This is a genomic window from Lysobacter enzymogenes (genome assembly GCF_017355525.1).
Lineage (GTDB): Bacteria > Pseudomonadota > Gammaproteobacteria > Xanthomonadales > Xanthomonadaceae > Lysobacter > Lysobacter enzymogenes_C.
Genome location: NZ_CP067395.1, coordinates 501,736 through 519,334, shown reverse-complemented (window position 1 = coordinate 519,334; position 17,599 = coordinate 501,736). Strand labels below are relative to the sequence as shown.

Annotated in this window: 18 protein-coding genes, 1 other RNA gene and 1 pseudogene; 9 read left to right on the top strand and 11 right to left on the bottom strand. The window is 69.0% G+C overall.

Annotation, left to right across the window (positions count from 1 at the left end; all coding sequences use genetic code 11):
* Nucleotides 1-26 precede the first annotated feature (26 nt).
* The 4 genes from dnaJ to hrcA form a co-directional block, all read right to left on the bottom strand.
* A complete protein-coding gene (gene dnaJ / locus JHW38_RS02480) occupies nt 27-1,166 on the bottom strand; it encodes a molecular chaperone DnaJ (protein ID WP_207524455.1) in 1,140 nt (379 codons plus the stop codon).
* A gap of 118 nt (nt 1,167-1,284) precedes the next feature.
* Nucleotides 1,285-3,204 carry a molecular chaperone DnaK gene (gene dnaK, locus JHW38_RS02475; protein ID WP_207524454.1) on the bottom strand — a complete coding sequence of 640 codons (1,920 nt, stop codon included), beginning with the start codon at nt 3,202-3,204 and terminating at the stop codon, nt 1,285-1,287.
* 188 nt (nt 3,205-3,392) lie between these two features.
* Entirely contained in the window at nt 3,393-3,911 is a 519-nt protein-coding gene (gene grpE / locus JHW38_RS02470) for a nucleotide exchange factor GrpE (RefSeq protein ID WP_207524453.1), read from the bottom strand.
* A 294-nt stretch (nt 3,912-4,205) separates the two neighbouring features.
* Nucleotides 4,206-5,258, bottom strand: coding sequence for a heat-inducible transcriptional repressor HrcA (gene hrcA / locus JHW38_RS02465; RefSeq protein WP_207524452.1), 1,053 nt, complete (start codon nt 5,256-5,258; stop codon nt 4,206-4,208).
* Nucleotides 5,259-5,752: 494 nt separating this feature from the next.
* Here hrcA and recN point away from each other — a divergent pair, with 494 nt between their 5' ends.
* Together recN and JHW38_RS02455 are read left to right on the top strand one after the other, a co-directional pair.
* Complete coding sequence (gene recN, locus JHW38_RS02460) at nt 5,753-7,435, top strand: DNA repair protein RecN (protein WP_207524451.1); 1,683 nt, start codon at nt 5,753-5,755, stop codon at nt 7,433-7,435.
* A gap of 47 nt (nt 7,436-7,482) precedes the next feature.
* On the top strand, nt 7,483-7,866 hold the full coding sequence (locus JHW38_RS02455) for a hypothetical protein (RefSeq protein WP_207524450.1): 384 nt from the start codon (nt 7,483-7,485) through the stop codon (nt 7,864-7,866).
* Nucleotides 7,867-7,983: 117 nt separating this feature from the next.
* On the opposite strand, the gene fur is transcribed toward JHW38_RS02455, so the two are convergent.
* Nucleotides 7,984-8,385 (bottom strand): ferric iron uptake transcriptional regulator, encoded by a 402-nt coding sequence (fur, locus tag JHW38_RS02450; RefSeq protein WP_123647909.1) that lies wholly within the window; start codon nt 8,383-8,385, stop codon nt 7,984-7,986.
* 210 nt (nt 8,386-8,595) lie between these two features.
* Here fur and JHW38_RS02445 point away from each other — a divergent pair, with 210 nt between their 5' ends.
* Nucleotides 8,596-8,994, top strand: coding sequence for an outer membrane protein assembly factor BamE (locus JHW38_RS02445; protein WP_207524449.1), 399 nt, complete (start codon nt 8,596-8,598; stop codon nt 8,992-8,994).
* Between the two features lie 120 nt (nt 8,995-9,114).
* The gene (locus JHW38_RS25860; protein ID WP_428995304.1) at nt 9,115-9,198 is read left to right on the top strand and encodes a DUF6053 domain-containing protein; all 84 of its coding nucleotides are present in this window, start codon (nt 9,115-9,117) and stop codon (nt 9,196-9,198) included.
* 32 nt (nt 9,199-9,230) lie between these two features.
* Here JHW38_RS25860 and JHW38_RS02440 read toward each other — a convergent pair whose 3' ends face one another.
* Together JHW38_RS02440 and JHW38_RS02435 are read right to left on the bottom strand one after the other, a co-directional pair.
* A complete protein-coding gene (locus JHW38_RS02440; protein ID WP_207524448.1) occupies nt 9,231-9,500 on the bottom strand; it encodes an RnfH family protein in 270 nt (89 codons plus the stop codon).
* Between the two features lie 62 nt (nt 9,501-9,562).
* Nucleotides 9,563-9,985, bottom strand: a pseudogene (locus JHW38_RS02435) (type II toxin-antitoxin system RatA family toxin); the annotation flags it as partial.
* A gap of 186 nt (nt 9,986-10,171) precedes the next feature.
* Here JHW38_RS02435 and smpB point away from each other — a divergent pair.
* Nucleotides 10,172-10,681 carry an SsrA-binding protein SmpB gene (gene smpB, locus JHW38_RS02430; RefSeq protein WP_207524446.1) on the top strand — a complete coding sequence of 170 codons (510 nt, stop codon included), beginning with the start codon at nt 10,172-10,174 and terminating at the stop codon, nt 10,679-10,681.
* Between the two features lie 193 nt (nt 10,682-10,874).
* Here smpB and JHW38_RS02425 read toward each other — a convergent pair whose 3' ends face one another.
* The 3 genes from JHW38_RS02425 to JHW38_RS02415 form a co-directional block, all read right to left on the bottom strand.
* Entirely contained in the window at nt 10,875-13,013 is a 2,139-nt protein-coding gene (locus JHW38_RS02425; RefSeq protein WP_207524445.1) for a CHASE domain-containing protein, read from the bottom strand.
* 393 nt (nt 13,014-13,406) lie between these two features.
* Nucleotides 13,407-13,745: a hypothetical protein gene (locus tag JHW38_RS02420; RefSeq protein ID WP_207524444.1), complete on the bottom strand. Its 339-nt coding sequence runs from the start codon at nt 13,743-13,745 to the stop codon at nt 13,407-13,409.
* Nucleotides 13,742-14,152: a hypothetical protein gene (locus JHW38_RS02415; protein WP_207524443.1), complete on the bottom strand. Its 411-nt coding sequence runs from the start codon at nt 14,150-14,152 to the stop codon at nt 13,742-13,744. Before JHW38_RS02415 ends, JHW38_RS02420 begins: the two co-directional genes overlap by 4 nt.
* A 198-nt stretch (nt 14,153-14,350) precedes the next feature.
* On the opposite strand from JHW38_RS02415, the gene JHW38_RS02410 reads away from it, so the two are divergent.
* From JHW38_RS02410 to JHW38_RS02400, 3 genes are all read left to right on the top strand, one after another.
* Nucleotides 14,351-14,722 carry a helix-turn-helix domain-containing protein gene (locus JHW38_RS02410; RefSeq protein ID WP_031373591.1) on the top strand — a complete coding sequence of 124 codons (372 nt, stop codon included), beginning with the start codon at nt 14,351-14,353 and terminating at the stop codon, nt 14,720-14,722.
* A gap of 218 nt (nt 14,723-14,940) precedes the next feature.
* Nucleotides 14,941-15,294: a transfer-messenger RNA gene (ssrA, locus tag JHW38_RS02405) on the top strand.
* A 213-nt stretch (nt 15,295-15,507) separates the two neighbouring features.
* Nucleotides 15,508-15,822 carry a hypothetical protein gene (locus JHW38_RS02400; protein WP_207524442.1) on the top strand — a complete coding sequence of 105 codons (315 nt, stop codon included), beginning with the start codon at nt 15,508-15,510 and terminating at the stop codon, nt 15,820-15,822.
* 58 nt (nt 15,823-15,880) lie between these two features.
* Here the strand turns inward: JHW38_RS02400 and JHW38_RS02395 are convergent, their stop codons facing one another.
* Nucleotides 15,881-16,921, bottom strand: a complete 1,041-nt coding sequence (locus JHW38_RS02395; RefSeq protein ID WP_207524441.1) for an SDR family oxidoreductase — start codon at nt 16,919-16,921, stop codon at nt 15,881-15,883.
* Nucleotides 16,922-17,182: 261 nt separating this feature from the next.
* Between JHW38_RS02395 and JHW38_RS02390 the strand changes: the two genes are divergently transcribed.
* Nucleotides 17,183-17,560, top strand: coding sequence for a hypothetical protein (locus JHW38_RS02390; protein ID WP_207524440.1), 378 nt, complete (start codon nt 17,183-17,185; stop codon nt 17,558-17,560).
* The last annotated feature ends 39 nt before the right edge of the window (nt 17,561-17,599 follow it).

Here is a 17,599-nt window from a genome sequence, read left to right as displayed (position 1 = left end):
CTCGCGCGCAGGCCGCGCGATGCGGCTCAGGACGTCATCCGGTCCCAAAACCCCTTGACCCCGTCGATGAACGTCGAAGACCGCGGCGAATGCTTGCGCGCGCCCTCGCCGACGAAGGTCGCCTCGAACTTTTCCAGCAGCTCGCGCTGCTCGGGGGTCAGGTTGACCGGGGTTTCCACCGCGACCCGGCAATACAGGTCGCCGGGCTTGCGGCTGCGCACCGACTTGACGCCCTTGTCGCGCAGGCGGAACAGCTTGCCGCTCTGGGTCTCGGCCGGAATGCGCAGCTCGACTTCGCCGCCGAGCGTGGGCACCCGCACGATGTCGCCGAGCGCGGCCTGGGAAATGCGGATCGGCACTTCGCAGTGCAGGTCGTCGCCGTCGCGCTGGAAGATCTCGTGCTCGCGCACGCGCACTTCCACGTACAGGTCGCCCGGCGGCGAACCGGCCGGGCCGGCTTCGCCTTCGCCGGTCAGGCGGATGCGGTCGCCGTTGTCGACGCCGGCGGGAATCTTGACCTGCAAGGTCTTGGTCCGCTCGATCCGGCCCTGGCCGTGGCAGTCGCCGCACGGGTTGGCGATGGTCTGGCCGCGGCCGTTGCAATGCGGGCAGGCCTGCTGCATCGAGAAGATGCCGCGCTGGAACCGGACCTGGCCGCGGCCGTTGCAGGTGGTGCAGGTTTCGATCTTGCCGTCGGCCGAGCCCGAGCCCTTGCAGGTCTCGCACTCGTCCAGGGTCGGGATTTCGATCTGCTTTTCGATCCCGCCGACCGCTTCTTCCAGCGACAGCTCCATGACATAGCCGATGTCGGCGCCGCGGCGCGGACCGCGCGCGCCGCCGGCTCCGCCGCCGCCGAAGATGTTGCCGAAAATGTCGCCGAAGATGTCGCCCATGTCGGCGAAACCGGGGCCGGGGCCGCCGCCACCGCCGCCCATGCCGTGCTCGAACGCGGCGTGGCCGTGCTGGTCGTACAGGCGGCGCTTGCTCGCATCGGACAGGACCTCGTAGGCCTCCTTGCATTCCTTGAACGAGGCTTCGGCGGCCTGGTCGCCGGGATTGCGGTCCGGATGGAACTTCATCGCGCAGCGGCGATAGGCCTTCTTCAGGTCTTCGTCGCCGGCGTTGCGTTGAACGCCCAGCACTTCGTAGTAATCGCGTTTGCTCATTGACCGGGATTCGGGATTCGGGATTGGGGATTCGTAACAGCGCAGTCGTCAGATCGGAGAGGGACTCGGGCGGAAAGCGGCGCTTTCCAATCCCGAATCCCTGATCCCGAATCCCGTCTTACTTCTTGTCGTCCTTCACTTCGGTGAACTCGGCGTCGACCACATCGTCGGACTTGGCCGAGGCGCCGGCGTCGCCGGCCGGGGCGTCGCCGCCCGCGTGACCGGCGCCGGCCGCGGCCAGCACCGACTGCGCGGCTTCTTCCAGCGCGCGCGACTTGGCCTCGATCTGGCCCTTGTCGTCGCCCTTCATCGCGGTCTCGAGCTCGGCGATCGCCGCCTCGGCGCGGCCGATGGCCTCGCCCGGGATCTTCTCGCCGTGCTCCTTGATCGCGCTGCGGGTGCTGTGGATCAGCGCGTCGGCGTGGTTGCGCGCCTGCACCAGCTCATGGAACTTCTGGTCTTCCTCGCGGTTGGCTTCCGCGTCGGCGACCATCTTGGCGATCTCCTCCTCGGACAGGCCCGAACCGGCCTTGATCTCGACCTTCTGTTCCTTGTTGGTCTTCTTGTCCTTGGCGCTGACGTGCAGGATGCCGTTGGCGTCGATGTCGAACGACACTTCCACCTGCGGCATACCGCGCGGCGACGGCTCGATGCCGGACAGGTCGAAGCGCGCCAGCGACTTGTTGAAGCGGGCCTGCTCGCGCTCGCCCTGCAGCACGTGCACGGTCACGGCCGACTGGTTGTCCTCGGCGGTGGAGAAGGTCTGCGAGGCCTTGGTCGGAACGGTGGTGTTCTTCTCGATGATCTTGGTGAACACGCCGCCGAGGGTTTCGATGCCCAGGCTCAGCGGGGTCACGTCGAGCAGCAGCACGTCCTTGACCTCGCCGGCCAGCACGCCGCCCTGGATCGCCGCGCCGACGGCGACGGCTTCGTCCGGGTTGACGTCCTTGCGCGGTTCCTTGCCGAAGAACTCGGCCACGGCCTGGCTGACCTTGGGCATGCGGGTCTGGCCGCCGACCAAGATCACTTCGGCCACGTCGCTGGCGCGCAGGCCGGCGTCGTTGAGCGCGATGCGGCACGGCTCGATGGTCTTCTTGATCAGGTCCTCGACCAGCGACTCGAGCTTGGCCCGGGTCAGCTTGATGTTGAGGTGCTTCGGGCCCGAGGCGTCGGCGGTCACGTACGGCAGGTTGACTTCGGTCTGCTGCGAGGACGACAGCTCGATCTTGGCGCGCTCGGCCGCGTCCTTCAGGCGCTGCAGGGCCAGCGGGTCCTTGCGCAGGTCGATGCCCTGGTCCTTGTTGAACTCGTCGACCAAGTAGTCGATGACGCGCTTGTCGAAGTCTTCGCCGCCGAGGAAGGTGTCGCCGTTGGTCGACAGCACTTCGACCTGCATTTCGCCGTCGACCGAGGCGATCTCGATGATCGACACGTCGAAGGTGCCGCCGCCGAGGTCGTACACGGCCACCTTGCGGTCGCCGCCCTTCTTGTCCATGCCGTAGGCCAGCGCGGCCGCGGTCGGCTCGTTGATGATGCGCTTGACCTCAAGGCCCGCGATCTTGCCGGCGTCCTTGGTCGCCTGGCGCTGGCTGTCGTTGAAGTAGGCCGGCACGGTGATGACCGCTTCGGTGACCGGCTCGCCGAGGTAGGCTTCGGCGGTCTTCTTCATCTTGCCGAGCACTTCGGCCGAGATCTGCTGCGGCGCCATCTTCTTGCCGTCGGCGGTCGCGACCCAGGCGTCGCCGTTCTCGTGCGGGACGATCGCGTACGGCACCAGGCCCAGGTCCTTCTGCACTTCGGCGTCGGTCATCTTGCGGCCGATCAGGCGCTTGACCGCGTAGAAGGTGTTCTTCGGGTTGGTCACCGCCTGGCGCTTGGCCGAGGCGCCGACCAGGACTTCGCTGTCCTTGGTGAAGGCGACGATGGACGGCGTGGTGCGGTCGCCTTCCGAATTCTCGATGACCTTGGCCTTGCCGCCTTCCATGATGGCGACGCAGGAATTGGTCGTGCCCAGGTCGATGCCGATGATCTTGCCCATGTTGTTGCTCCCTCTCTCAATGCTGGAATGTATGGGGCGGCGCGGAACGCTGCAGGCCGCCGATGTTCGTTATTTGGGGCCCGGTGCCGGGCAGTTCAAGCGCCCGTGCCCTGCCCCCGACAAGCCGTAAAACCGCCGTTGCGGACGCCTTGCGCGCGGCCCCCGCCGCGGCGCCCGCGCGGCGCGGTTCAGGCGTCCTGGGCGACCACGACCAGGGCCGGGCGCAGCAGGCGCTCGTTGAGCAGCCAGCCCTTCTGGTAGACCTGGACCACATGGTTCGGCGCCACGCCGGGCGCCGGCACCATGCTCATGGCCTGGTGGTGTTCGGGATTGAACGGCTGGCCGGTCGGGTCGACCGCGACCAGGCCGTTGTCGGCGGCGACCTTGAGCAACTGGCGCAGGGTCAGCTCCATGCCCTCGCGCAGCGCGCCGGCATCGCCGCCGGCAGCGGACAGGCCGGCTTCGAGGCTGTCGATCACCGGCAGCAGGTCGCCGAGCAGGCGTTCGTTGGCGAACTTGCGCGCCATTTCGATATCGCGGACCACGCGCTTGCGCTGGTTGTCGAGTTCGGCGCGCTCGCGCAGCGAATCCTCGCGCAGCTTGTTCAATTCGGCGCGCAGGGCATCGGCCTCGGACAGGCCGGCGCCGGCGGCGGCCGGGTCCTGGGTCTCGAGGTTCGGATCGGGGTTCGGGTCGTGTTGATTCATGCTGGTTCCTTGCGGTGGTCCGCGACACGGCCAGCTATGGGGCCGGGGGGGCGGCATTCAAGTGGCGTGCGGCGCAAAACGGCGCGCATCTGCGCCGATCGTGCGGGATCGGCGGGGAGCGTCGGGGTTCGGGGGCGGTTTTGGGACAATCGGGGCCGGCTTGCGAGGCCTGGTCGGCCTGGGCGGGAGGGTCTAGGGGCTTGCCGCAACGGCCGGGGGCTGACGGCCTTGTGCAAAAGCCGAAGCTGCAAAAGCGGGGCTTGGGGGGCCGGGCTTCGGAGGGGACGGCGGGGCTTAGTCCACTTCGGTTGGACCAAACGCCTCGCCGAGCGCATCGGCGGCGGCCTGCACCACCGGAATGACCCGGTCGTACGCCATCCGGGTCGGCCCGATCACCCCGAGCACGCCGAGCACCCGCCCGCCGGCGGTGTACGGCGCGGTCACCAGCGACACGCCCTCCAGCGGCGCCAGCCCGGTTTCCTCGCCGATGAAGATGCGCACGCCGGGCGCGCGCACCGTGCGTTCGAGCAGCTGCAGGATCTCGCGCTTGCGGGCGAAGGCGTCGAACAGCTCGCGCAGCCGGTCCAGGTCGGCCAGTTCCTGCACGCCCATCAGCCGGGTCTGCCCGGCCAGGACCATGTCGTCGTTGTCGGGGGCCAGCGCCTGCTCGGCCAGTTCCACCGACTGCGCCAGCAGCGCCTGCATCTCCGACTGGGCGTTGCGCAGTTCCAGCAGCAAGGTGGCGCGGATCTCGGCGACCGGGCGGCCGGCGAAGTGGGCATTGAGGTAGTTGCCCACGCGCTCCAGCTCGCCGGTCTCGAACGGGCGGCGGGTCTGGATGATGCGGTTCTGCACCTCCTGATCGGCGAACACCAGGATCGCCAGCACCCGCTGCGCGTCCAGCGGCACGAACTCGATCTTGCGGAACGCGAACTGCTCGCGCTTGGGCACGCTGACCACGCCGACGAAGTGGGTCATCGCCGACAGCAGCTCCGAAGCGCTGCCGAGCAGGGCCTGGGTGCCCGAGCCGGACGGCAGTTCGCTGCGCAGCCGCGCCACCTCGCCTTCCGGCAGCGGGCGCACCTGCAGCAGCGAATCGACGAACAGGCGGTAGCCCTGGGCGGTCGGGATGCGCCCGGCCGAGGTGTGCGGCGCGCTGAGCAGGCCGGCCTCCTCCAGGTCGGACAGGATGTTGCGGATCGTCGCCGCGCTGACGTCGAGCCCGGCGTGGCGGGCCAGGGTCTGCGAGCCGACCGGCTCGCCGCTGTGGATGTAGCGGCCGATCAGCGCGCGCAGCAGCTGGCGCGCGCGCGGGTCGAGGGCGGGGTCGTTGGCTCGGCGGTTCATGCCGCCGATATATGCGCGGCGGGGGCTGGGCGCAAGCGCGGGATCGGGAAAGGGGAATGAGGCGCGGTCGGGAACCGAGGCCGGCAATACAAAAAGGCCGCCGGCGTGCGCCCTCTACGGGCGGGCCGGCGACCGGCAACGCACCTGTCGCCGCGCCAGCCTGTTGCCGTCATCCCCGCGAAGGCGGGGATCCAGAGACTTCAGCGCATTGTCCCGGCGAAGCCCTGGATCCCCGCGTTCGCGGGGATGACGGCGGGAAAATGCGCGGGCTCCTCGATGCCTCAGCTTCGGCCGAAGCCCTGGATCCAAGCCCTGCCGCCCTGCGCAAGCGCGACCGGGGCAACCTCCGCCCGCGCCCGTCATCCAACGCCACCATACTGATGCCCCATCGACGCCGCCGCGCGTCTCAGCCCCTGATCCGCCCTCCCCTTACGCTCGCCCACGCCGCGCGCCCATTCCCAGGCGCCGCCCCGCCCAGGCACAATCGCCGCCGCATGCTCGCCCATCTATCGCTCAAGCAATTCGCCGTCGTCACCGCCGCCGAACTCAGCTTCGGTCCCGGCCTCACCGTCATCTCCGGCGAAACCGGCGCCGGCAAGTCGCTGCTGGTCGATGCGCTCGGCCTGCTCGGCGGCCTGCGCGCCGACAGCGGCGTGGTCCGCCACGGCGCCGACCGCGCCGAGCTGGTCGCCGACTTCACCCTCGACGACGCCCCGCTCGCTGCGGCCTGGCTCGGCGACAACGAACTCGACGAAACCGGCGACGGCGACGCCCCGGTCTGCCAGATCCGCCGGGTGATCCGCGCCGACGGCGGCTCGCGGGCCTGGGTCAACGGCCGCCCGGTCACCCTCGGCCAGCTCGGCGAACTGGCTTCGCGCCTCGTCGAAATCCACGGCCAGCACGAACACCAGGCGCTGCTGACCCGCGCCAGCCAGCTCGACCTGCTCGACGCGTACGGCCGTCACGAAAGCGCGCGCGAACCGGTCGTCCAGGCCGCGCGCGCGTGGAGCGCGCTGCTGCGCGAACGCGACGGACTGGTCGCCCAGGGCGACGTCTCCGACCGGATCGGCTGGCTCGAACACCAGCACGCCGAACTCGAACGCGAGGCGCTGGAGTCCGAGGCGATCGCCAAGCTCAACGCCGACCACCGCCGCCACGCCCACGCCGCCGGCCTGATCGCCGCCTGCGAAAGCGCGTTCGCGCGCATCGGCGGCGACGAAGGCCCGTCGCTGACCCGCAACCTGCAGCAGGTGCGCGGCGACCTGCAACGCGTCGCCGAGCACGAACCGCGCCTGAGCGAAGTCGACGCCATGCTCGACAACGCCGCGATCCAGATCGACGAAGCGCTGTCGCTGCTCGAACGCGTGCGCGACGACCTCGACCTGGACCCGTCCGAGTTCGAGCGCATCGAGGCCAAGCTCGGCCGCCTGCACGAACTGGCGCGCAAGCACCGGGTCGCGCCGGAACAGCTCGCCGCCACCCGCGACGGCGTCGGCGCCGAACTGGAACAACTGCGCGGCGCCGGCGAGCGCCTGGACACGCTCGACGGCGAAATCGCCGACGCGCGCAAGCGCTGGCGCGCGGCCGCCGACGCGCTCGGCCGCGCCCGCCGCAACGCCGCCGCCTCGCTGTCGGCGCGCACCACCGAACTGATCGGCGAACTCGGCATGGGCGGCGGACGCTTCGCCGTCGAGATCGAGCCGCTGGACGAAGACCGGCCCGACCCGAACGGCGCCGAGCGGGTCGAATTCATGGTCGCCGCCAACCCCGGGCAACCGCCGCGGCCGCTGCGCAAGGTCGCCTCCGGCGGCGAACTCTCGCGCATCTCGCTGGCGATCGAAGTCGCCGCGTTCGGCCTCGACGCGGTGCCGACGATGGTGTTCGACGAAGTCGACACCGGCATCGGCGGCGCGGTCGCGGAGATCGTCGGGCAAAAGCTGCGCGCGCTCGGCGGCAGCCGCCAGGTGCTGTGCGTGACCCACCTGGCCCAGGTCGCGGCGCAGGGCCACGCCCACTACCGCGTCGCCAAGGCCGCCAGCGAAGGCGTCACCCAGAGCGCGGTGCAGGTGCTGGCGGCCAAGCAGCGCGAGGAGGAACTCGCGCGCATGCTCGGCGGCGTCGAGCTGACCAAGGAAGTGCGGGCGGCGGCGCGACGGCTGCTGGCCGATGTGATCTGAGCGCGGCGCCACCCGCGTCGCCGGCTGTGTCCACAGGGGGACATCGAATGAGCGCAACCTCGCCGAAACCGTACAAGCCCGCGCCGCGCGACGGGCTGTCCTGCACCGCCGGCCTGCTCGCCATCGGCGCCGGCGCGCTCGGCGCGTGGCTGGCGTACGAGGCGCTGGAATCGGCCGCGCGCCACGCCGATGCGATGTTCTACAACGGCAAGTTCACCATCCTCGCGCCGGCGTTCGCGTTCGCCGGCTTCAACATCCTGATCCGCGGCCCGGAGGGCATCAACCTGCTCGACGCCCCGGGCACCGGCAAGCTCAGCAAGTTGAACGCGGTCCTGCTCGGCCTGAGCCTCGTCGCGGGCCTGGCGGCGGCGTTCTACGTCGACTGGCAACTGCGCGCGCTCGGCTACGAACGCGGCTCGATCTTCTCCTGAGCCGCACCGCCGCGCCGGCCGCCCACAAAAAAGCCCGCATTCGCGGGCTTTTTCGCATCGAAACGTCGAACCGCAAATAGAGGACGAGCCTTCAGTTCCCCATCCCCCAACCCCGCTTCACCGCTTCTTGCGCACGTACAGCACCAGCGAATGCTCCTCGATCAGGTAGCCGTGCTCGGCCGCGATCTTGCGCTGCAGCTCCTCGATCTCGCTGCTTTCGAACTCGATGATCTTGCCGCTGTCGATGTCGACCATGTGGTCGTGGTGATGGCCGCGATCGAGCTCGTAGACCGACTGGCCGGCCTCGAAGTTGTGCTTGAGCACCAGGCCGGCCGACTCGAACTGGGTCAACACCCGGTAGACCGTGGCCAGGCCGATGTCCTCGCCCTTTTCCAGCAGCATCCGGTAGATGTCTTCCGCGGTCATGTGGCGCGGCTTGGCGCCTTCCAGCAACTCGAGGATCCGCATGCGCGGATGGGTGACCTTGAGTCCGGCGTTGCGCAGGTCCTGAGATTCCATAGGGCGTTCCCTTCGATGACGATGGGCCGGAACCAACCGGCCCGGGTGGAGACCGGCTGGCCGTCGCCGCGAAGGGCGTACTGGGCGGGCGGGCCGGAATGGCGGATGAACGCGAGGGGCCGCCCCGCGCTGCGATCCGCCCTTGGTGGGGTCGCCCTTCAGTGTATCATCGGGCCCGTTGCCTTCGACTGCCGCCGACACTCCTATCCGATGCGTAAAGTCCTGCTCGTTCTCTCGCTCGCCCTGGTCACTTCCGGCTGCGGCATCATCTACAAGCAGCCCATCTATCAGGGCAATCTGCTGGAGAAGACCGCGGTCGACCAGCTCCAGGCCGGCATGAGCAAGCAGCAGGTGCAGACCCTGATCGGCACGCCGTCGATCGAGGACCCGTTCCACCAGAACCGCTGGGACTACACCTCGACCCAGCGCGTCGACCGCCTCGGCCACACCTCGCGCAAGAACCTGACCCTGTGGTTCGAGAACGACGCCCTGACCAAGTGGGAAGGCGACTACTTCCCCGAGCAGGACAAGGAAATCGCCGCTGCGTCGGTCAAGCAGTTCGGCCGCAACCTGGCCAAGGACAAGGACGCGAAGAAGAAGCGCCGCTGAGGCGCGCTCCGGGTCCAGCGAAAACAGCCGCCGAAAGGCGGCTGTTTCGTTTGCGCGAGACCCACAAGCCCGAAGCTTTTGCGTTCGTGGAGGCCTGCAGGCGCGAGGCTCTGCGCCTTTGTGGGAGGGCCTTCGGGTTCAATGCCCTTGCCTCGGGTCGCGGTGATCGGGAACGACAGCCTCGGACCTGAAGGCCTTCCCTGAGCGCCAAAGACGACCCGCCCCAGCCGGGACGATCACTTCTTCTTGAGCGGCCGCTCCTCGGCCCGCCGCCGCCGCGCTTCCTTCGGATCGATCTGCAAGCCGCGCAGCAACTCGACCCGGTCGCCGTCGCGCAGCACCGTGCCGGCGTCCGCGCGCACGCCGAACACGGCGTAGCCGACGATGCCGGCGTCGCCGTCGAACCCGGCCGCGGCCAGCGCCTGGGCCAGCGTGGCGCCCTCGTCGAGCTCCAGCGCGACCGCCTCGAACCGGCGCGGCCAGGCGCGGACCACCTCGATCTTCACGCAGGCGTCCCGCCGCCGCCCTGGCCCGCGCCCGCTGGCGCCACCGGCACCGCCGGTTCGGCGCCGCGGTCGGCGACGCGGACGAAATCGTCGACCATGCGGTCGGCGAGGCTCTGGAAGCCCAGCGCCATCGCCGGCCCGAGCAGCTTCACCGCCGGCTCGAACTCCAGGGTCAGGGTGACCTTGCACGCCGACTCGTCGAGGGCGTGGAACTCCCAGCGCCCTCCGAGCTTGCGGAACGGCCCGTCGACCAGCTTCAGCTCGATGTGGTGCGGCGGCGACAGCGTGTTGTGGGTGGTGAACCAGGTCCGCAACGCGCCCAGGCCCAGGTCCAGCCGCGCGACCATGTGCGCGTCGTCGGCCTCCAGCACCTGCGCCGCCTCGCACCAATCGAAGCGGCGCGGATAGGCGGCGACGTCGTTGACCAGCGCGAACATGCGCGCGGCGGAGTGTTCGACCAAGGCGGAGCGGCGGATGGTAGGCATCGTGTTCGCTAATTGGGATCGCAGCGCGGGTTTCAACCGGTTCGGGACGGACCGCCCGCTCGGGCAAGGCGCAAGCGGGCCGCAACAGGTTAAAGCAGCCGCAACCGGCCGCGAAAACGCGCCCCGCGCCGCTGCCGCCCGCCGACCGGCTACTCAAACCGCCTCCGGATCGGAGACAATCGCCGCATGGCTAAGACAAACAACAAGACCGCCAAGGATAAAGGAAAGGGCGGCGCTGGCGGCACGATCGCGCAGAACAAGCGCGCCCGCCACGAATACCACCTGGAGGAGAACTTCGAGGCCGGCCTGTCGCTGCAGGGCTGGGAGCTCAAATCCATCCGCGCCGGGCGCGCCAACATCACCGACGCCTACGCGGTGGTGCTGCACGGCGAGATCTATCTGATCGGCGCCCAGATCGTCCCGCTGATCTCCGCCTCGACCCACGTCGTCGCCGACGAACGCCGCAGCCGCAAGCTGCTGCTGCACCGCAAGGAGATCGACAACCTGATCGGCCGGGTCCAGCGCGACGGCTACACCGTGATTCCGACCGCGCTGTACTGGAAGGGCAACAAGGTCAAGGCCGGGCTGTCGCTGGCCAAGGGCAAGCAGAGCCACGACAAGCGCGAAGCCAGCAAGGAGCGCGACTGGGAGCGCGAGAAGCAGCGGGTCATGCGGCGGCACAACCGCGACGCGTGAGGCTCGTTGCGGCGGCGGCGCGGTAGCCGGGCCAATCGGATCGAACATGCGGCGGCTGGCGCGGGGACGCGCCGGCCGCGTTCGCGTGCGCCTGTGGCGACAGGTTCGCGGTTGGCGAATTGGCGCGGTCGCGGCTCGCGCCGCTCCTACATGGGCTACCTGTAGGAGCGGCGCGAGCCGCGACCGCGAAACCTCAACCCCCGTGCCCGCCACCCGGCAAGGTGAAATAGAACGCCGCGCCCTCGCCTTCGCTGCCCTCGGCGCGGATCGTCCCGCCGTGCCGCTCGACGATGCGCTTCACCGACGCCAGCCCGATCCCGTGCCCGGCGAAATCCTCGACGCTGTGCAGCCGCTGGAACGGCCGGAACAGCTTGTCGACATAGGCCTGCGGGAAACCGGTGCCGTTGTCGCGCACGTAGAACTCGCGCCCGCCGCCGGGCAGCTCGGCGGCGCCGAACTCGATCCGGGCCGGATCGCGGTCGCGGGTGAACTTCCAGGCGTTGCCGAGCAGATTGCCGAGCAGGTTGCGCAGCAACGGCGCATCGCCGACCACCTGCAGGCCCGGCGCGATCCGCACCTCGACCGCGCGCTGCGGCTCGCCCATGCGCAGCTCCTCGACCAGTTCGCCGGCGAAACGGCTCAGGTCGACGTTCTCGTGCTTGAGCTCGCTGCGGGTCAGGCGCGACATCTTCAGCAAGGCGTCGATCAGGTCGCCCATGCGCGCGGCGGCCTTGCGCACCCGCGCCAGATAGCCGCGGCCGGATTCGTCGAAGCGGTCGCCGTATTTCTCGCCGATGATCCGGCTGAACCCGTCGATCGCCCGCAACGGCGCGCGCAGGTCGTGCGAGACGCTGTAGGCGAACGCTTCCAGCTCCTGGTTGGCCTGGCTCAGCTCGCGCGTGCGCAGCGCCACCCGCGCTTCCAGCGTGCGGTTGAGCGCGTGCACGCGCGCCTCCGCGCGCAGCCGTTCGGTCACGTCCTCGACCTGGACCAGGCCGGTGATGTCCTGGCCGACCTTGCCCGGCACCGGCGAATAGGTCAGCTGCACCTGCCGGGCCACGCCGTGCTGGCGCAGCAGCCGGCGGGTCGCGCGGTGCACGCCGTCCTCGTCGCTGCGCTCGGCGTTCGTCGCCGGGGTCTCGGCTTCCTCGTCTTCCAGCAGGCTGTCGAAACGCTGGTCCAGCAACTGCGCGCGCGGCAGGCCGACGATGTTGGCCAGGGCCGGATTGGCGTCGACGATGCGCCCTTCGCTGTCCAGCAGCGCCTTGCCGATCGCCGAATACTGCATGGCGCTGCGGAAGCGCGCCTCGGAGCGGCGGAAGTCCTCGGTCATGCGCATCGCGATCTGGCGCGCGCGCGATTCGGTGTGCGCCAGCACCAGGGCGATGCCGTACAGCAGCAGCGCGGTGAAGATGCCCAGCGCGAACATGTTGCGCAGGCCTTCCATGCGCGGCACCGCCTGCTCGATCGGCGGCGATTCGTATTCGATCCGCCAGGTGCGGCCGTAGACCTCGAACGTGGTCTTGTGCAGGAACGCCGCCGGCTGCGCCGGCTTCGGCCCGGCGGTCTCGAACAGCAAGGCGTTGCCGCCGCCGCTCTCGTCGTAGATGCGGAAACGCAGGCCCTTGTGGCCCTCGGCCAGCGAAGTGTCGACGAACTTCTGCAGGCGGAACGGCACGTACACCCAGCCCTGCATTTCGGCCCGGCGCAGGCTCGGGCTCTGCGGCCGGCCGCCGCCGAGGTACACCGGCAGCACCAGCAGCAGCCCGGTGCTTTCGATCCCGTCGTGGCGGTCCTGCAGCAGCGCGATCTTGCCCGACAGCCGCGCCTGCCCCGACTCCAGCGCCGCCTCCATCGCCGCGTGGCGCACCGGCTCGGCGAACATGTCGTAGCCGATCACCTCGACATTGGCCGCGGTCTTCGGCTCCAGGTACAGGATCGGCCCGTACACCTCGCGCTGGCCGAACGGGCGCACCGTCAGCAGGCCGTAGCCGGCGTCGCGCCACTCGTTCTGCAACTGCACCAGCAGCCGCTGCGGCACGTAGCCGGTGAAGCCCAGCCCCAGGGTCGAGGGAAACCGGCGCTGCAGGTTCATGCCTTCGACATAGGCCTTCCACTGCGCCGCGGTCGGCCGCTGCACCGAGGCGAACAGCGACACGCCGCCGCGCGCGACCAGTTCGTAGTTGACCAGCCGCTGCTGCAGCAGTTCGGTGACCTGGGTGGTGCGGCCGATGAACTCGACCTGGGCCGAGCGCTGCTCGCGGTCGCGCGCGACCCGCCAGGCGGTGAACACCAGCACCAGGGCGACGATGAACACAATGAATGCGAGCACATAGCCGCGCCGCGGCATCAGCCCGGAGACATCGGCAAAATCCGGCGTGGAGTCCGGTTCGTTCGGCGGAGCGGCGCGGGCGGCCGGATCGTTCGTCGTCATCGGCCCAAGCATACAAGCCGCGCTCGGACAGGCCCATCGCGGCGGCGGGCCGCGTCGACCGCAGGCCGGCGCGGCGATGCGCGCGGCCGGATCGCGGATGGGCATCGGACACGCCAGGCGAGACAGGCCCGATCCGGCGCGGTTCGTCGAAGCGGGCCGCGCCGAGGCGTCCGTAGCGGCGCGCCCGCAGAAGCACGTCCATCGAGGCAGGTCCATCGAAGCCTGCCCGTCGAAGCAAGCCCCTCGAAGCAGGCCCGCCCCAAGCTCAACGCAGCAGCACGCGCGTCGACGCTAATCGCGGATCGGCCGCTCGAGCATCAACTCGTTGATGCACTCCAGATGCGCCAGCGCCGCCCGTCGACACATGCGCGGCCAGTGCTGCTGCACCAGCACCGGCGTGCCGGCGGCGCGTTGCTGCCACAGGTACAGCTCGATCTCATCGGCCAGCTCCAGCAGCGCCCGGCCGTTGCGGTCGGCGCGCTCGACCAGACGCGCGCGCGAGGCGCAGCGCGCACCCCACAACCAACCGCCGAGCACCGCCGCCGCGAACGCCACCGCGGCCAACGCCGCCAGCCACAGCCACGCGCCGGGCGGCAACGCCTGCGCGGCCTGCGCCACCCCGGGGTTCATGGCGCCCCCAGGTGCAAGGCCAGCAGCTCCGCCGCCTGCAGCCGGAACCCGCAAGCCCGCGCCATCCTCAGCGCCCGCTGCCGGGTCGACACATAGCCGCGCGCGCGCATCCGCCGCAGCATCGCCGTCGACACCCCGGCCGCATCCGCGGCCGCGCGTACGGTGACGAAACACGCGATATAGCGTTCGATCGGATTCGGCCGCGCACTCGGCGGCGCCCGCCGTCGGTCGCGCCCGTTATCACCGCGCGAGCCGTTTTCCACCACACATTCGACCTGCGATTCGAGCGGGTTCGTGACGCCGCTTCCGTTTTGCGGATCCTGTCGCGAAGCCATGCCGGTTTGGCATGCGCGATCGTCGCACCCGTCCGCCCAGGTATTGCCGTTGCTGCGATTCAGCCGTTCCATGGCCCTGTCCTTGCCTGCATCCGTGCCGGGAAAAATTACCATTTGAAATTGCTCTTTTCAACAAGCAAAAAGAGTGATGTTTTTACGCGAGAATACGCAACAATGAGTTGCGCTCCGCGTTCCGCGCCCCGCCCCATGCGGCCGGGCCGCCAACCGGCGCCCCACGTTCTAGCCCTGCAGGATGCTCCGGCGAGACCTATGACCAACGCGCCTCACCAAGAATTCGCCAACCGGCTGCACCAGGCCCTGGATTTCTCCGGCTTCGCCAAGGGCCGCGCCCGCACCGGCGCCCTCTCCGCCTACTACGACGTCAGCCGCGAAACCGCGCGCAAATGGCTGGTCGGCCTGGCCCTGCCCGAACTGGAGCGGATGCTGCAGATCGCCGTGCAGCAGCACGTCAGCTTCGAATGGCTGGCGACCGGCCGCGGCACCATCGAAGGCAAGTCGCTGTCGGTGCGCGAAAACGCCGCCAAGTACAGCGATCCCGACGAGCTGCGGCTGATGGGCCTGATGCGCAAGCTGTCGCGCAAGAAGCGCCGCGCGCTGATCGAGTTGCTCGACGGCAACTGAGCCCGCGGTACGGCGGATCGGTAAAAGCGTCTGTGGAAGGGCCTTCAGGCCCGATGCCGCCGCGCCCGCCGACTTTGGCCGGCGCCGACCGCCTCGGGCCGCAAGGCCTTGCTGCGATGCTTGCGCCTGAGCGCCGCCCCACCGCCGTCCACGCCGGACTTGAGAACCGCCCCGCAGCCCCTATACTGAACGGGTCAACGCAGTAACGCAGTTTCCCCGGGGGTGCACTGGCTTCGACGGGGGTCGCGAAATCGCTTGGCGCATGCCGAGGGGGTAGCTTTCCTCGTAAATCCAGCTGCAAAACTCTAGTTGCCAACGACGACAACTACGCTCTCGCCGCTTAAGGCGTAAGCCCCGAAACTGCTTGTGTCCGTGCTCGCAGCGTAGGGTCACTATCACGGAATCGCCGGGAGCCGCCGCCTGCCAGCTCCCGGTCAACCTATAGCAGGCTGGTCCTTGGATGCGCTTTGCGCGCCGTGCTGTCCCGGGACGAGATCCAACGGAGCGCTAAGCATGTAGTGCCGGGGATGGAGTGCCTTCGGACGGCGGTTCGATTCCGCCCACCTCCACCATCAAACGGATCCGCGAGGATCCGACAAGACAGGCCGGAATACCTTCTAGGGTTTCCGGCCTATTTTGTGCCTGCGGCGATCGGGCGGCGCCGTCGGCGCTCGCGGCTGTTACGCGGCCGCCTGCACCCGCCGCGGCGGCCGATACACTGCGCCCAGTCTCGTAGCATCTACACTTGACGTCCGTCCGGCCGCCCGCTGCCCAAAGCTTTCGCGATGAAGATCTCCACGACGATAGCGATCGCGGTCTGCATCAGCGCGGCGATGATCGTGCTGGTCCAGTTGTCCTGGCTGGAACAAGACGCGCCGCAGGGTCCGGTCTCGTTCGTCGAAGGCCGCATCGTCGATTGCCGAAAGCCGGTCGGCCGCTACGCGACCAACGCGGTCGCCAGTTGCGTCGTGCGCCTGGACGACGGCTCGGAACTGTCGCTGTGGTCCCCCGAGCTGTTCGAATCCGGACGCCGGGTGAAGGTCGGTGTCCAGCACAGGCGCCACACCGGACGCCCCGTTTTCCGCCTGGACGAACAATAGCCCGGCGCGCGTTCGCGCAATGCGGCCGCGCGCGGACGCGGATCGGCAGACGGGCGCTTCAGCCGCGCGGCCCGCCCATCACCGGCAACACCACGCCGTTGACGTAGGACGACATCACCGGCGAGGCGAGGAACACGTACGCCGGCGAGATTTCCTCCGGCTGCGCCGGCCGCCCCATGTCGCTGTCCTTGCCGAAATCCGCGACCTCCTCGGCCGGCCGGTCCGCCGGATTCAGCGGCGTCCACACCGGCCCGGGCGCGACGGCGTTGACGCGGATGCCGCGCGGCAGCAACTGGCTGGCCAGCGACAGGGTGAACGCATGGATCGCGCCTTTGGTCGCCGAGTAATCGAGCAGGCGCTTGTTGCCGAACAAGCCGGTTTCCGAGCCGGTGTTGATGATCGCCGAACCTTGCTTCAGATGCGGCAACGCGGCGCGCGCCATGTGGAAGTAGCCGGCGATGTTGGTCTCCAGCGTCTCGCGCAGGTGTTCGTCGCTGAGGTCCTCCAGCGCATCGCTGTGCTGCTGGAACGCGGCGTTGTTGACCAGGATGTCGAGGCCGCCGAACGCGGCCAGCACTTCGGCCACGGCGCTGTCGCAGAATTTCGAATCGCGCACGTCGCCGCAGATCGCCAGGCTGCGCCGGCCTTCGTCTTCGATCAGGCCGCGCGTATCGTGCGCGTCCTGGTGCTCGCTCAGGTAAGCGATGGCCACGTCGGCGCCTTCGCGCGCGAACAGCACCGCGACCGCGCGGCCGATTCCGGAATCTCCGCCGGTCACCAGCGCGACTTTTCCCGCCAGCTTGCCGCTGCCCAGGTAGTCGGGCGCCCTGAAGCGCGGCGCGGGGCTCAGCTGGCTTTCCTGTCCGGGCTTTTGCTGATGCTGCTTCGGCAGCGGATTGCTGGGCTGAGGCCGCGCTCCTGCTTGGACGGCAGGCTTGACGTCTTGCTTTTTCTTGGCCTTGCGCGCGTCGACGGCGTCGACCTTGGACTGGATCTTCTTCTGCCGCGTCGCGGTCTGCGTTGCCGCGACGAGGAAATCCGTCGATGCGGACTTGCCGCTGCCGCCGTCGACGGATGCACGCTTGGACTTGCTGGCCATAGTTGCCTCGCGAAATCTGACGTGGCCCCAAGCTAACGCGCCGACGCTTCGGACGAAGTGAACATGCCGCGGCCACGCGCCGGCGCCGCGAATTTCCCGACACAACGCACTCGCACGAACTGAACAGTTCAGATGAAACGACGCATACGCGGATTCCACTTATCGACTGCGCGAAATTCACGCATCGGCGACACGCGCTTACCTAGGTTCAGCCCCTTCAGGGGACACCCGCAAGACTTCAAAAGGAAATCGCCAATGGGAATGCACGCTTTCGAAACCGATGCACGCGATGTCGGATTGGTCGTCGATTCCGACGCGGAACTCAGCCACTGGAGAGCGAACTTCCGCGAGCTTCCCCACTGCAAGCACGTGCGCTGGGACGATGTGAAGCCCGCGCTGAAACTCGGCATCGACGCCTGCCTCAAGGCCAATGGCCGCGACATCACCGAAATGCTCGACGAGTTGATGGTGCGCTATCGCCGCACGGCGAGCGAGTCGCGGCTGGAGTGGAACCAGGCCCGCGAAGTGGTCGCGGCGGTGTGGGTGCGGGTGTGGGAGCAGAACCGGAAATGCCGGGCGGATGCGCCGGCCGAATTCATCCATCTCGGCCGCATCTCGCTCGGTCTGCGCGCGCGTTGAACGAGCCGCCCGCATTTTTCTTCTGAACGATTCAGCGCC